The sequence below is a fragment of the Paenibacillus sp. YSY-4.3 genome (assembly GCF_054767475.1).
This window is the reverse complement of sequence record NZ_BAABMC010000007.1, coordinates 148,764-162,602: the sequence shown is the minus strand read 5'-3', so window position 1 is coordinate 162,602 and position 13,839 is coordinate 148,764. Positions and strand designations below refer to the sequence as shown.

The following is a 13,839-nucleotide window of genomic DNA, read 5'->3' as shown; positions in this document are numbered from 1 at the left end:
CGTTAAATTAGGAATGGTTTGTTTGCGTTTTGTCCATCTTAATTAATAAATTCGGGATGTGGAAGCAGAAGGTGGGCGGCGAATCGTATGGAAGTTCACATATTGTCGGCAGGAGGGGATTCCCGGGAGAGCAGTCGCTTGTACCGACAGCTGAAGGAAGCGGGATATAACGTCACGTGGTTTTGCAACAAAGATGTGACGAAGGAAGAACTGCTTAAGCAAAAGCCAGATATTATGCTGGTTGAAAAAGGAATTTCGGACGTCGACGCTTTGGCGCTGCTTAAAGCCCATGAAGGTGTGTTATCGTTTCCCGTCATAGCCGTGCTCCTTGAACGCAGCACGGAGCAGCTTGCCGAGGCGTTCGCAGCCGGGGCGAGCGACGTGGTGGACGGCAGCGTCCCTTTCGGAGAGCTGACTGTGCGAATGGAGCATTGGATCAGGCTGTTCTTGAGATTAAACGACGGCCAACCGAGCGAAATCATTTTCGAGGATTTGCGTATTGAGCCGAAAAGTCGCAAGGTGTTCCGGGAAGGGGATATCGTCAGGCTGACACCGAAGGAGTATGACTTGCTCGTCTATCTCGCTAAACGTGCCAATACCGTTTGCCGCCGTGATGATATTTTACAGGAGATATGGGGGTATGACTTTGCAACGGGCACGAATGTCGTGGACGTGTATGTCCGCCATTTACGTAAAAAAATCGACCGAGGCCGCGCTCGAAAGATTATCCACACGGTCCGGGGAACTGGCTATATGATGCATTGATAACAAAAGAGGCTTACCTCTGACAGAAGTAATCTGCCGGGAAGCCTCTTTTGCAAGAAGAAGAATATAATATGTCAGTTATACAGTCCCATTGCCATAACGTAAGGATCTGCTGATGCTATCATTCGGACGTGATCGAATCAATACAAACTACAGTACGCGACGAGCTTTGATGTAAGTTCTTTTCCATGTTCCGGAGTTCAAATCAGAGATCGTTACCCCAGGTTTACCGTAAGTGTGCAGGATTTTACCGTTGCCCACATACACGGCTACGTGTGTAATATTGCTTCCTGTCGAACGGCTGCCGCTGGAGAAGAAGACCATATCGCCCGGACGCAGGTTTGCTTTGGAAACCGCAACCCCTACTTTCGATTGAGCAGCTGATGTACGCGGCAAGTTAACTCCAAATTGTTTAAAAATATGTTTCATGAACGAAGAGCAGTCGAATACTCTTGTTGTTGAAGTCGATGCACCGAATTTATAAGGTGTGCCCATATATTTTTTTCCGAAGTTGACGACTTGAGTTCCTTTAGAAACAGCAACGCTTTCTACGCTTTGAGGAGCTGAAGCCGCTTGTGCTGTACCGACGCCGCCAGCAAGCATAGTTCCGAAACCAATAGCTGATACGATACCTACTGTCAATACTTTTTGGGTTAAAGTGTATAATTTCATGTTGTTTTGTACCTCCAAAGTTTTTTTTGACCGGCTCGATTTGAAGTATAACAGGTTTGATACCAGCAATATTTTGGTAGAATTGCGAAGCTTGCTGTCTCCCATAGGATTGAAGGCGTTTATTAAAATACTATTAAAGTTTACAAAAAATTAAGAAAGTAGGGCGGACAAAAGTAGGAAGCAAAGAAGAAACCTTGGTATGCCAAGGTTTCTTCTGCATTGGGCCAGCTGTAACGAATGGTTACAACTTTGTCTTAAATTTTTGTTAATCCCGACTTTGGATGATTAAAAGCAGGCCGCTTTCGATCCGGACAGTTCCTTCCTGACCGACTAGGCGATTGCTGATCCCTAGCGACTGCCCCATTCGCAGCGTAGCATTGTCTAAGGGATACATGAATCCTTGCAGGGATATTCCGGTTACCTCTGGGGTAAGGGGAACCAAAGAGGCATAAGTGAAGCCGCGCTCCTGAATGGTAATTGTCGAGCCGGTAAGCGTAATATAGTTGTGAGTGTCGTAAATCGCGCTTTGAACTTGATGTTGTAATCCTCGGAGCATGATTTGAATGTTGGCCAGCGTATGATCCATTCTTGAACCGGTCACGCCCATCATGACGATTTCCGTAGCTTCATTGTCCATGGCGGTAACATAGGCCAGCTCAGTATCCGTCAAATCTTTATCTATTGGATCACAAGTGATGATCTTGCCGCTGTTGTTTCTGACCTTCTCCAGTTCCTCCGGCGTTATGGAATCGAAATCGCCGACGGAGATGTGAGGGTGGATCCCATGCTCTACAAGAAATAACGCACCTCGGTCTGCGCCGATCACCAGGTCATTCTGCCTGATTTCCTCTAAAAATACAGGATTCATATTGCCGCCTGCAAAGATGAGCACACGTTTTTCTGTCATATTTCTACTTCCTTTCATTTTGCGGGACATGCTCCAACTCCAGTATAAAACAGATTTGGTGCTTGCACAATTTTGCCAGGTCAGACTACAATAGTTTTAGTGATTGCATTATATAGAAGCAAAGAGAGAAGCCACAGCGGCTTCTCTCTGAATTAGGGTGATTTGAAAGCGCCACCATGCTCTGGGGGCAGCTTATTTTTTGATGGCTAAAGCGCGAATTATTTCAAGAAGTGGAGGAGTGCGTCTGGCAGTTCGTTCTGCCAGAAACCCCAAAGATGTTTGCCGTCCTTTTCGAAATATTTGATCTTGGCGCCGCGCTGTTCCAATAGGGACTTCGTCGTCCGGTTCAGCTCGACAAAGTTATACGTCCCCGTGTCGGTCGTGTAATGGTCCTCCTGCAGACCAACGATCATATATAAGGAAAGGAAGGACAAATCGGTTTCCTCGGCTACGAGTTGCTGGGTTTTCTCGTAAAACGCACCGGACAAGCTGATCACTTTGGAAAACAGTTCAGGTTTTTTCATAGCGATATGCAGCGAGATGGTGCCTCCTAGCGAATCTCCGGCCAAAATACGTTCGTCTGGTTCGCGGCGAACCGGATATTTGCTCTCGACGTAGGGAATAATTTCTTCAGTAAAGCAGGAAATATAAGCGTCGAAGCGATTGCCGAAAGGGGCGTACTCCTCGGTACGGACCGATGTATCGACCTCGACTCCTACAATGATGAACGGGTCAACCCCTTCATCCAGGATGAGGCGGTTCGCATGGGTGGCGATCCGGCCGTAATTGAAAAATTCTTCTCCGTCCTGACAATATACGACAGGATAACTGAGGATCTCGTTATAGCCCGGAGGCAAATAAATTCGCAGCGACCGTTTCTCACCCAAGTATTTGCTGTCGATTTCTTCCTTGACGATCGTTCGTTTTAAATAGCGCGAATCCGTCATAATACAACACGCTCCCGTCTTAGCATTTTGCTTTTAAATGGCTGATAAGATAAGATAACCGTTAGAGTAACTGTACATTTCATCGGCTCTAAATCAGCCAACTGTTATAGTAATGATAATGCACTGTTATACATACAAAGATAAGTGTAAAGTACAAATTACAGGATTATCTTTGACTTATTGAGTGAAACAGATGTATAATAATTCTATAACAGCAGCACATGATAATCAAATTTTTTGTCGAGGTGAAGAAAATGAGCAAGAACAAGAGCAGGGTTCCTTACGAAGTATACACTGAGGAAGTCGAAGCTTTGTCCGTGCTATCCCCGGACGGTGAAATCGTTAACAAAGATAAAGTTCCTAATTTAAGTGATGATCAATTGAAAGAATTAATGTACCGCATGGTATTTACCCGTACATGGGATGAAAGAGCCATTAACCTGGGTCGTCAAGGCCGTCTTGGATTCTATGCGCCGGTTTCCGGTCAAGAAGCTACGATGGTCGGCAGTGAGTTCGCACTGGATAAGAATGACTTCGTTTGCCCTGGTTACCGCGATATGCCGCAGCTTGTATGGCACGGTCTTCCGTTGTATCAAGCGTTCCTGTATTCCCGTGGTCATCAACATGGCGGTCAAATTCCAGAAGGCGTTAATGTACTTATGCCGCAAATTATTATCGGTGCCCAAGTACTTCATGCGATGGGAATCGCGATGGGCTATAAATTGAAGAAACAACAACAAGTCGCTATCACTTATACAGGTGATGGAGGTTCCTCCGAGGGCGATTTCTATGAAGCATTGAACTTTGCTGGAGTTTATAAACTGCCGGTTATTTTCTTTGTGCAAAACAACGGTTATGCGATCACAACTCCGTTCTCCAAACAAACAGCGGCTCTATCGATCGCTCACAAAGCGGTTGCAGCAGGTATCCGCGGCATTAAGATCGACGGTATGGACGTATTCGCTGTAATCAGCGCTGTACAGGAAGCTAAAGAGCGTGCTCTCAAAGGGGAAGGCGCAACATTGATTGAAGCCGTTACTTATCGTTACCGTCCACACTCCTTGTCTGATGACACTTCCAAGTACCGTACGAAAGAAGAAGAAGGTGAGTGGAGCGAGAAGGATCCAATCGCCCGTCTTGCCAAATACCTGGAGAAAAAAGGTCTTTGGACAGAAGAAGATACGGCTCGTGTGAAAGAAGAAGCGAAAGCTACAGTTAACGAGCAAATCAAAAAAGCAGAGCAAACTGAGAAAATGACCATTCCTGGTCTGATTGATAGCATGTTCGAAACTACGCCTAAACATCTGGAAGAGCAAAAAGCAGATTTCCAATAAGCGAGGGCAAGGCCTACAAAAGCATAAGTGAATGCTTGGCAGTAAAGTCTGATTGTTTCTTAATGAGGAGGATATGAATCTAATGGCACAAATGAATTTAAAAGAAGCGATTCGTGATGCGATGCGCGTGGAATTAGAACGTGATCCTAACGTTCTGATTTTCGGCGAGGACGTCGGTAATGTGGGTGGCGTATTCCGCGCTACAGAAGGTTTACAAAAAGATTTCGGCGAAGAGCGCGTATTCGATACGCCACTCGCAGAATCCGCAATCGGCGGTATGGCGGTTGGTTTGGGGATTCAAGGATTTCGCCCGATCGCGGAAATCCAGTTCGTAGGCTTTATTTTTGAAGCATTGGATCAAATCGTTGTTCAAGCGGCTCGTATGCGTTATCGCTCCGGCGGTCGTTACAATGCTCCGATCGTATTCCGTACGCCATTCGGCGGCGGTGTTAAAGCGGCTGAGCTTCATACGGATGCTCTTGAAGGTTTGATCGCGCAAACTCCGGGTATTAAATTAGTAATTCCATCCAACCCTTACGACGCTAAAGGTTTGATGATTTCCGCAATTCGCGACAACGATCCTGTATTCTTTATGGAGCACTTGAACCTGTACCATGCTTACCGGGAAGATGTGCCGGAAGGCGAATACACGGTTGAAATCGGTAAAGCGAAAGTTGTTCGCGAAGGCTCTGACGTAACGATCGTAGCCTATGGCCTGATGGTTCATACGGCGGTCAAAGCGGCAGAAGAGCTGGAGAAGAACGGCATCAAGGCAGAAGTTATCGACCTTCGTACGCTCGTGCCTCTTGACATTGACACCGTCATTGAATCGGTTAAGAAAACGAACCGCGCTATTATCGTTCAAGAAGCTCAAAAATCTGCAGGTATCGCTGCAGAGGTCATCGCGCAAATTAACGAGAAAGCGATCCTTCACTTGGAAGCGCCAGTTCTTCGTGTAGCTCCGCCGGATACCATTTATCCGTTCGCGCAAATCGAAGATCAATGGCTTCCGTCTCCGGCTACGATTATTGCAGGAGTAAATAAAGTACTCGAATTTTAATCTTAATGAACTAGGAGGTCTTCCAGGTGGCTAAATTTGAATATCGTTTCCCTGAGCTTGGCGAGGGACTTCATGAAGGCGAAATTATTAAAATGCATATCAAAGTCGGCGATAAAGTAACCGACGACGATATTATTATGGAAGTGCAAAACGACAAGGCTGTCGTTGAAGTGCCATGTCCTGTTAACGGTACGGTACAAGAGGTGTTCGGTACAGACGGCGCTGTATTCCGTGTAGGTCAAGTTGTAGCTGTCATCGACGCTGAGGGCGAAGTTCCTGAGCAAGAGCCAGCTTCAGAAGAGCATAGCGCACAAGAAGCCGATGCAGCTCAAGGCGGAGCGGATACGAAAGATTCTCCGGCAACCGAGAACCCTGCTGCTGGCAAGGACAGCGCTGCAACTCCAGCGGCACCTAACCGTGAAATCCTGGCTACGCCAAGCGTTCGCAAATTTGCTCGTGAGAAAGGCGTCGATTTGAGCCAGGTTCAAGGCTCCGGCAAAGCGGGCAAAATCACACGCGAAGATGTAGAAGCATTCTTGAGCGGCGGCGGTGCACCAGCTCCTGCCCAAGAGAACGCGAAGGCAGAAGAAGCAGCTCCGGCGGCCGCAGCGTCAACAGCAGTCAGCGTAAGTGCCGAAGAAGAGCGCGTACCGTTCAAGGGTATTCGTAAAGCGATCTCCAATGCGATGGTTAAATCCGCATATACGGCTCCTCACGTTACGATCATGGACGAAGTTGACGTAACCGAGCTTGTAGCGTTCCGTACGCGCATGAAGCCGATCGCCGAGAAGAAAGGCACGAAAGTAACTTATCTTCCGTTTATCGTCAAAGCGCTTGTTGCGGCTGCACGTCAATTCCCTGCGCTTAATGCTTCGATCGACGAAGAGAACAACGAGATTGTATACAAGAAACACTACGATATCGGTATCGCAACCGATACGGATAACGGCTTGATCGTTCCGGTCATCAAGGATGCGGATCGTAAGAGCATCTGGATGATCGCAGACGCAATTCGCGATTTGGCTGCCCGCGGACGCGAAGGCAAATTGTCCCCTAACGAAATGAGAGGCAGCACAATTTCGATTACGAATATCGGTTCTGCCGGCGGTATGTTCTTTACTCCGATCATCAACTACCCTGAGGTAGCAATTCTCGGAACTGGCCGCATTAGCGAGAAGCCGGTTGTGAAGAACGGGGAAATCGTCGTAGCTCCGGTTATGGCTCTGTCCCTCAGCTTTGACCATCGTTTGATCGACGGTGCTACTGCTCAATACTTCATGAACTATATCAAAGAGCTGCTCTCCAATCCTGAGCTGCTCGTAATGGAGGTATAACAACATGGTCGTAGGAGACGCTTCTCTTGATATTGATACACTGGTAGTCGGTGCAGGTCCCGGCGGTTACGTGGCAGCCATTCGCGCTGCCCAGCTCGGACAAAAAGTATTGATTGTCGATAAATCGGAACTCGGCGGCGTGTGCTTGAACCGCGGCTGTATTCCTTCCAAAGCTTTGATCTCCGCTGCACACCAATATGAGTCTGCAAAAAATGCAGATGTATTCGGGGTTTCTGTGGAGAACGTAAAAGTGGATTTCTCGAAAACACAGGAATTCAAAAACGGCGTTGTTAATCAAATGACCCAAGGTGTTGGCGGTTTGCTGAAAGGCAACAAAGTTGAGGTATTCAATGGCGAAGTGATGTTCATCAATGAGAACGAAGCTCGCGTATTTAACGATTACGAAGCACCTCGTTACCGTTTCAAAAATTGCATCTTGGCAACGGGTTCCCGTCCAATCGAACTCAAGCCATTCCCGTTCGGCGGGCGCATCCTATCTTCTACTGAAGCGTTGGAGCTTCAAGAACTTCCTGGAAGCCTCGTTGTAATCGGCGGTGGATATATCGGTGCCGAGCTCGGACAAATGCTGTCCAAATTCGGAACCAAAGTAACGATTATTGAAGGACTTGACACTGTTCTCCCTGGCTTTGACAAAGACATGACTCGCCTTGTAGCGAAGAGCATGGAGAAAACAGGGATCGAGATCGTAACTAACGCAAAAGCGGAAAGTGCAGTTCAAACTGACAAAGATGTTACGATTAAATACACGGTGAACGGTGAAAGCAAAGAAATTACGGCTGATTACTTGCTTGTTACAGTAGGACGCCGTCCTAATACAGATGGTGAGCTTGGTCTTGATCTGGCAGGCGTTGAGCTGGACGATCGCGGCCTCGTTAAAGTTGACCATCAAGGACGCACATCCAATCCGAAGATCTTCGCGATTGGCGATATCGTGCCTGGTCTGGCACTTGCCCACAAAGCTTCTTACGAAGGTAAAGTGGCGGCTGAAGCTATCTCGGGACTGCCTTCTGTTGTGGATTACAAAGCGATTCCTGCTGTTGTATTCACCGATCCAGAATGCTCTAGCGTAGGTTTGACCGAGAAGGAAGCCAAGGAGAAAGGCATAAAAGTAAAATCGGGTAAATTCCCGTTTGCCGGAAACGGCCGTGCTGTCTCCTTGAATCATCCTGAGGGCTTCATGAAGCTTGTTGCCAACGCAGAGAACAATCTTGTTATCGGCGCGCAAATCGTAGGTATTGAAGCATCCAACCTCATTACTGAAATCGCGCTTGCGATTGAAATGGGCGCGACGCTTGAAGATATCTCCTTGACGATCCACGCTCACCCAACGCTGGGCGAAATCGCGATGGAAGCGGCTGAGGTTGTCGAAGGCAAACCGATCCACATTATTTCTCGTTAATTTCACGTAACTCCTAAGAGTTACACAAACTCCTAAGCATATTGATGAGCTGCTTCTGCAGGTTTACATAAACCTGCGGGCAGCTCTTTTTTTAAATATGATCGTTGTGGGATTCTTGCACTATTAATAGTTCTGTTGTTATAGCTCTATTTCAATTAAAAGAATTACAAAAAATATACCAAGGGTTGATAGATTAATGGTAAGATGTAACTATAGTTTACAAAGCTTGTATGTTAATGTGAAATCGCTTGCGGAGAAGGGAAGGACGGATGAATGCAGTATAAGGACAAGGCCAGATCCTTAGCTGTTGCAGCTTTGTTGGTCATAGGTATAACGGTAACCCCTCCGGTGGAAGCGGATCATCCGTTAATCGTAACTTTGGATGGACAGCAACTAAAGTCCCAGATTGAAGTGAATGATGGGGAAGTATACGCCCCGCTGCTTCCTCTAGCCGCAGAACTCGGTTATTCAGTAAACTGGAACAAGCGGAGCGATAGAATAGATATCGTATCCGATGCGAAGAGAGCCGACAAGGATCAGGGAGAGGCTGGAATTACAAAACAGCGGGTAACGGATTGGATTGTTGAACAAGGGAAAGAAGACCGTTATTATGTGGAGGGCTTGTCCTACGAAATGGTCGATCTCGACGGGGATGGGGAAGCGGAAGTATTAGCTGCCATCGACGGGGGAGTACATCTAGGGAATTTTTTTATTTTTGACCGGGATGCGGCAGGGAATTACCGATTGATTTTCGAGAGTCCTTGGAAGGTAGATTCCATGAATCCTGGAGCTTCTGTTCTTGTAGGCGACAAGCTGCTATATGAGACAGTCGAACGGACCGGGGGGACCGGGCTGGACGTTGAGATCACTCACCTTTGGTATATGGAGCAGGGGAGAGTCGTAGAGGCCTGGAAAGGGATCACAAAGGAAATGAACGCGATGATACCAGGATCTTATTCGCTCACTGTGGCAGGATACCGAGTGTACGACGATGTTCTATACGCTTGGAAGACGTTAAGTTTGCTGGAGGATGACGCGGAGACGGTTCAGGGAAAACCGGTTACGACGATGAATACATTTGTGTTTGACGGAGTTTCTTTCCAAGAAAAATGACAACCGCAGAAATGCAAAGAAGAAGAGTGCGTAAGAAGCGCTCTTTTTTGCGCGCTTTGGTCATCGAATTTTATCTTGAGAGGAAGAAACTGCTCCGTGGATACATAAAAATGAAATAGCGCAACTCGATTAACTTTGAAAGCGTGGTGATCAAGCTGGAGCGCCCTCTTCAGATTGGGATGATTGGTCTAGACACTTCGCATGTCAGCATTTTTGCGGCGCTGCTGCATCGTCATCAGGCTGCAGATACAACCTCCAGCCTATGCGGCATCACGATCGGCTGTGCCTATCCTGGCGGCTCATCGCGCATGGAATTGAGCTACAGCCGGGTGGAAAGGTATCGTGATGAGCTCATTCGGGAGTATGGTGTGCCCATGCTTGGCAGCATTGAAGCTGTCGCGGAGGCAGCGGATGCGATCATGATTGAATCGGTGGACGGCAGCACGCATCTAGAGCAGTTCAGCAAAGTAGCTCCATATGGGAAACCCGTGTTCATCGATAAACCGTTTACGACATGTCTTGCCGATGCGCGTGCCATTGTCGCTCTTGCCAAACGTTATAGCGTACCGATCATGAGCGCCTCATCGCTTCGTTATGCCTCGGCTTTGACGGATGCGCTCGAGCGTGTTGGCCAAGGCGATATTATCGGGGCGGATGTGTACGGTCCGATGCCATTCGTGCAAGGCCAGGAGGATTATTTCTGGTATGGTATTCACACGGTGGAGATGCTGTTCGCGATTATGGGCTATGGATGCCGCCAGGTTCATACGATTTGCAGCGGGGACCATGAGGTGATTGCTGGGATCTGGGGGGATGGCCGGATTGGCGCCGTGCGCGGCAGGCGGCAAAGAGGCAGTTTTGGTGCTCTCATTCATAGGGAACGCGGCAGTGACCATGTAGATATTCAACCCGGTGGCAAGCCGTATTATGAGAGCCTGCTGGAGCAGGCCGCTCATTTTTTTCGCAAGGGAATATCTCCGGTAGCTCCCGAGGAATCCCTTGAGGTAATAGGTTTCGTCGAAGCTGCTAACCGGAGCCGGGAGACGGGCAGGCCCTATGATTTATAAGCACCGAAAGGTGCTTTTTTGCAATTTAAATTCGCAGCCATTTGCTTTACAATATGATGTAATACATAAGAGGCGGCATAATGAATTTGCTGCTTTATGGAGGGGATGGAGATGATTCAAGGTCTGTATGAAGCGCATTTACCGGTCAAAAATTTAGAGACTTCGATGGCCTTCTACAATAAATTAGGGCTGAAATTAGCCTGGCGAGACGAGGATACGGCGTTTTATTGGATCGAGGAAGGTCTTAGCTGGCTCGGACTGTGGGAAGGATCGGAGCATGAAACTCCTTATCATCCGTCCTTGCGGCATATCGCGTTCCGCGTGGCATATGACGATTTGAAACGATCCCTGGACTGGCTGGCATCGATCGAAGTTGAGGCCGTTCCCTTCGGCCGCAGAAACACGGTCGAGCCCTTTGTCCGTCCTAATCAAGGTAATGCTTCGGTTTATTTCAACGATCCAGACGGAAACAGTCTCGAGCTGATGTGTTATGTTGAGATTCCCGATGAATTAAAGCATATTACGGACAAGCTCTCCTTGGATGAATGGGAGAAGCTATCCAGGGGTTACTCGCGAAATGAATGAACCTTCATTGAGCAGGGAAAGCGGCGAAAATGAAGAGCGTGTAAAGCGGCTGATTAGGGAATGCGAACCGTTAATGCAGGATTTGCGTACGGTTAGGAGATTGGGACTGCCCGATGGTTACATAGCAGCGGGATATATTCGGGGGTATGTATGGGATCGCCTGCATGGCTATGACGCTCGTTTTCGGCATGAGGATATCGATGTAGTTTATTTCAATCCGCGGCATTGCAGCGAACAGCAGGATGAGGCGCTGCAATTACGGTTGATCGAAGAGAGCGGCAATCCGCAGTGGTCGGTGAAGAATCAGGCGCGGATGCATATCCGCAACGGAGCGCCGCCATATGCGTCAACGGCGGATGCGATGAGCAGGTGGCCGGAGACTGCCACGGCCATCGGAGTCCGCTTGACGGATCATGATGAATTGGAGCTGTGCGCTCCTTATGGCATGGACGATTTGTTGCGCATGGTGGTGAGGCGAAGTCCTCTTTTTGCGGATCGGCTATATTATTTGGAGAGGGTTCGCGGGAAAAAATGGCTACAGGACTGGCCTATGTTGACATGGATCACCGATTAATCGTCAATGCTTGCAGGGATGGCTCGTTCATTTAAATGAATAAATGGAAAGGGAGTAAATACAATTGAAACGTGTTGATGTCGTGTATACGCTTCTGCTTAATGAAGATGAGACGAAGATCCTTATGGTCAAAAACCATGGCAGGGATGCGTGGACGCTCCCGGGCGGCGCGGTAGAGCAGGGCGAAACGCTGGAAACGGCCGCAATCCGCGAAGCGAAGGAAGAGACGGGGCTGGACGTGGAAGTCGGCGGCGTAGTGGCGGTCAATGAAGGCATATTTACGGAGCCTGGGCAGCATGTCGTCTTCGTCACTTTTCGCGGACGAATTACCGGGGGAAGTATGGAAATCGTCAGGCCGGATGAAATTGCGGCCATCGAATGGGTCGATGTGGAGCACGCTGATGAACTGATGCCCTATTACAAGGAGAAGCTTAGGGATATCGTGCGTAGAGGCGCCGAGGTTGCCTATTATGATGAGGGCGTTCGGGTGAAGTAATCCGCATTTGGCATATCTTAATTCGAGCCTATGCTCCCATTCTGCGGAACACTTTGCTATAATAATTTAGGATCTGATAATAGACTACAGTACGGGGTGCGATACATGAGAGCATATTTAGATTTGCTGCAGGATGTGCTGGATAACGGAACGGTCAAGGAAGACCGCACGGGCACGGGCACGCTGTCCGTATTTGGCCGCCAGCTTCGATTCGATTTAAGTGAGGGATTTCCGCTCGTCACAACGAAACGAGTCCATTTGAAGTCGGTTATTCATGAATTGCTATGGTTCCTTAGAGGGGATACGAATATAGCTTATTTACAAGAAAACGGCGTGCGTATTTGGGACGAATGGGCGGATGAGAACGGCGACCTTGGTCCGGTGTACGGCTCGCAGTGGCGATCCTGGGAAGCGCCGGACGGCAGAAAGATCGACCAGATCGCTAATGTGATCGATGCGATCAAGAATAATCCTGATTCGCGCCGCCATCTCGTCAGCGCCTGGAATGTGGCGGAAGTCGACAATATGAAGCTGCCGCCATGCCATTTCGTATTTCAATTTTATGTCGCGAACGGGAAACTGTCGTGTATGCTGACGATGCGGTCCGTTGATACGTTCCTCGGCCTGCCATTCAATATTGCCAGCTATGCGCTCCTGACTCATATGGTGGCGCAGCAATGCGGGCTGGAGGTCGGAGAGTTCGTCTGGTCTGGCGGGGACGTTCACATCTACAGCAACCATTTGGAGCAGGTGAAGACGCAATTGGCACGGGAGCCTTACGATCTGCCTAAACTGGTTATCAAGCGCAAGCCGGATTCGATCTTTGATTACGTATATGAGGACTTCGAGTTCATCGGTTATGAGCATCATCCGACGATCAAAGCGACGGTAGCCGTATAGCAACCTCAAGTTTAATAGGTGAGAAAAGGGGTGTCCTATATGGGCATATCGCTAATTTGGGCCATGGATCGAAATGGCTTGGTTGGCAAGGGCAATGATTTGCCCTGGAGGTTGCCAAACGACATGAATTTCTTTAAACAGCAGACCAAGGGCAAAACGGTTGTCATGGGCCGAAAAACATGGGAGTCCTTAAGAGTCAGGCCGCTTCCTGGACGCCGGAATATCGTGCTGACGGGCGACCGTTCGTACGAAGCCGAGGGAGCTGAAGTGGTGTATTCCGTGGACGAGGTGCTGGATATCGCGAAGAACGATGACTTGATGGTCATTGGCGGCGGCAGCGTGTACGGGCAATTTATTTCCCATGCCGATCGTTTGTTCGTTACCCGGATCGACGCCGAATTTGAGGGAGATGTTCATTTTCCGCCGTTGGATTGGTCGCAGTTTGTCCTGGCCGAGGAGATCTCCGGCATTCGGGATGAGAAGAATTTATATGATCACCGGTTTATGATCTATGAGCGCCGCAGAGGCTAAAGAATAGAAATTAGACCAGCAATCTTCTAAAATATGATATAATAGAGTGTGCATCGGAGCTGCGCGGAGCGCAGCTCTTTGTTTTGGCTACGACTGGAAATGAAGACGTAATTGTGAAAGAAAGGCGGCTTAAC

15 protein-coding genes are annotated in these 13,839 nt (G+C 48.4%); 12 read left to right on the top strand and 3 right to left on the bottom strand.

Going from position 1 to position 13,839, the window contains the following annotated elements; translation table 11 throughout:
* Positions 1-87 precede the first annotated feature (87 nt).
* The gene (locus ACYUJT_RS20415; RefSeq protein WP_460325703.1) at positions 88-765 is read left to right on the top strand and encodes a winged helix-turn-helix transcriptional regulator; all 678 of its coding nucleotides are present in this window, start codon (positions 88-90) and stop codon (positions 763-765) included.
* Positions 766-915: 150 nt separating this feature from the next.
* Here ACYUJT_RS20415 and ACYUJT_RS20410 read toward each other — a convergent pair whose 3' ends face one another.
* The 3 genes from ACYUJT_RS20410 to ACYUJT_RS20400 form a co-directional block, all read right to left on the bottom strand.
* A complete protein-coding gene (locus ACYUJT_RS20410; protein WP_460325701.1) occupies positions 916-1,437 on the bottom strand; it encodes a C40 family peptidase in 522 nt (173 codons plus the stop codon).
* A 265-nt stretch (positions 1,438-1,702) separates the two neighbouring features.
* Positions 1,703-2,344, bottom strand: a complete 642-nt coding sequence (locus tag ACYUJT_RS20405; protein WP_460325699.1) for a thiamine diphosphokinase — start codon at positions 2,342-2,344, stop codon at positions 1,703-1,705.
* A 218-nt stretch (positions 2,345-2,562) separates the two neighbouring features.
* Positions 2,563-3,291, bottom strand: coding sequence for an alpha/beta hydrolase (locus ACYUJT_RS20400; RefSeq protein WP_460325697.1), 729 nt, complete (start codon positions 3,289-3,291; stop codon positions 2,563-2,565).
* Positions 3,292-3,512: 221 nt separating this feature from the next.
* Between ACYUJT_RS20400 and pdhA the strand changes: the two genes are divergently transcribed.
* From pdhA to ACYUJT_RS20345, 11 genes are all read left to right on the top strand, one after another.
* Positions 3,513-4,625 (top strand): pyruvate dehydrogenase (acetyl-transferring) E1 component subunit alpha, encoded by a 1,113-nt coding sequence (pdhA, locus tag ACYUJT_RS20395; protein WP_460325695.1) that lies wholly within the window; start codon positions 3,513-3,515, stop codon positions 4,623-4,625.
* Between the two features lie 82 nt (positions 4,626-4,707).
* Entirely contained in the window at positions 4,708-5,685 is a 978-nt protein-coding gene (locus tag ACYUJT_RS20390; RefSeq protein ID WP_460325693.1) for an alpha-ketoacid dehydrogenase subunit beta, read from the top strand.
* Positions 5,686-5,711: 26 nt separating this feature from the next.
* Positions 5,712-7,019: a dihydrolipoamide acetyltransferase family protein gene (locus ACYUJT_RS20385; protein ID WP_460325691.1), complete on the top strand. Its 1,308-nt coding sequence runs from the start codon at positions 5,712-5,714 to the stop codon at positions 7,017-7,019.
* 4 nt (positions 7,020-7,023) lie between these two features.
* Positions 7,024-8,439: a dihydrolipoyl dehydrogenase gene (lpdA, locus tag ACYUJT_RS20380; RefSeq protein WP_460325689.1), complete on the top strand. Its 1,416-nt coding sequence runs from the start codon at positions 7,024-7,026 to the stop codon at positions 8,437-8,439.
* Positions 8,440-8,712: 273 nt separating this feature from the next.
* Complete coding sequence (locus ACYUJT_RS20375) at positions 8,713-9,552, top strand: hypothetical protein (RefSeq protein ID WP_460325687.1); 840 nt, start codon at positions 8,713-8,715, stop codon at positions 9,550-9,552.
* Positions 9,553-9,695: 143 nt separating this feature from the next.
* Positions 9,696-10,619, top strand: a complete 924-nt coding sequence (locus ACYUJT_RS20370; RefSeq protein WP_460325685.1) for a Gfo/Idh/MocA family protein — start codon at positions 9,696-9,698, stop codon at positions 10,617-10,619.
* Positions 10,620-10,730: 111 nt separating this feature from the next.
* Positions 10,731-11,204: a VOC family protein gene (locus tag ACYUJT_RS20365; RefSeq protein ID WP_460325683.1), complete on the top strand. Its 474-nt coding sequence runs from the start codon at positions 10,731-10,733 to the stop codon at positions 11,202-11,204.
* On the top strand, positions 11,197-11,778 hold the full coding sequence (locus ACYUJT_RS20360; protein WP_460325681.1) for a nucleotidyltransferase family protein: 582 nt from the start codon (positions 11,197-11,199) through the stop codon (positions 11,776-11,778). Before ACYUJT_RS20365 ends, ACYUJT_RS20360 begins: the two co-directional genes overlap by 8 nt.
* 64 nt (positions 11,779-11,842) lie before the next feature.
* Positions 11,843-12,274 carry an NUDIX hydrolase gene (locus ACYUJT_RS20355; protein WP_460325679.1) on the top strand — a complete coding sequence of 144 codons (432 nt, stop codon included), beginning with the start codon at positions 11,843-11,845 and terminating at the stop codon, positions 12,272-12,274.
* A 105-nt stretch (positions 12,275-12,379) separates the two neighbouring features.
* Positions 12,380-13,174: a thymidylate synthase gene (gene thyA, locus ACYUJT_RS20350; RefSeq protein WP_460325677.1), complete on the top strand. Its 795-nt coding sequence runs from the start codon at positions 12,380-12,382 to the stop codon at positions 13,172-13,174.
* 39 nt (positions 13,175-13,213) lie between these two features.
* Positions 13,214-13,705 carry a dihydrofolate reductase gene (locus tag ACYUJT_RS20345; RefSeq protein ID WP_460325675.1) on the top strand — a complete coding sequence of 164 codons (492 nt, stop codon included), beginning with the start codon at positions 13,214-13,216 and terminating at the stop codon, positions 13,703-13,705.
* Positions 13,706-13,839 lie beyond the last annotated feature (134 nt).

Bases quoted from the DNA above. Each gene is read 5' to 3' on its own strand.
- ACYUJT_RS20415 (WP_460325703.1), top strand. From the start codon at position 88: ATGGAAGTTCACATATTGTCGGCAGGAGGGGATTCCCGGGAGAGCAGT.
- ACYUJT_RS20410 (WP_460325701.1), bottom strand. From the start codon at position 1,437: ATGAAATTATACACTTTAACCCAAAAAGTATTGACAGTAGGTATCGTA.
- ACYUJT_RS20405 (WP_460325699.1), bottom strand. From the start codon at position 2,344: ATGACAGAAAAACGTGTGCTCATCTTTGCAGGCGGCAATATGAATCCT.
- ACYUJT_RS20400 (WP_460325697.1), bottom strand. From the start codon at position 3,291: ATGACGGATTCGCGCTATTTAAAACGAACGATCGTCAAGGAAGAAATC.
- pdhA (WP_460325695.1), top strand. From the start codon at position 3,513: ATGATAATCAAATTTTTTGTCGAGGTGAAGAAAATGAGCAAGAACAAG.
- ACYUJT_RS20390 (WP_460325693.1), top strand. From the start codon at position 4,708: ATGGCACAAATGAATTTAAAAGAAGCGATTCGTGATGCGATGCGCGTG.
- lpdA (WP_460325689.1), top strand. From the start codon at position 7,024: ATGGTCGTAGGAGACGCTTCTCTTGATATTGATACACTGGTAGTCGGT.
- ACYUJT_RS20375 (WP_460325687.1), top strand. From the start codon at position 8,713: ATGCAGTATAAGGACAAGGCCAGATCCTTAGCTGTTGCAGCTTTGTTG.
- ACYUJT_RS20365 (WP_460325683.1), top strand. From the start codon at position 10,731: ATGATTCAAGGTCTGTATGAAGCGCATTTACCGGTCAAAAATTTAGAG.
- ACYUJT_RS20360 (WP_460325681.1), top strand. From the start codon at position 11,197: ATGAATGAACCTTCATTGAGCAGGGAAAGCGGCGAAAATGAAGAGCGT.
- thyA (WP_460325677.1), top strand. From the start codon at position 12,380: ATGAGAGCATATTTAGATTTGCTGCAGGATGTGCTGGATAACGGAACG.
- ACYUJT_RS20345 (WP_460325675.1), top strand. From the start codon at position 13,214: ATGGGCATATCGCTAATTTGGGCCATGGATCGAAATGGCTTGGTTGGC.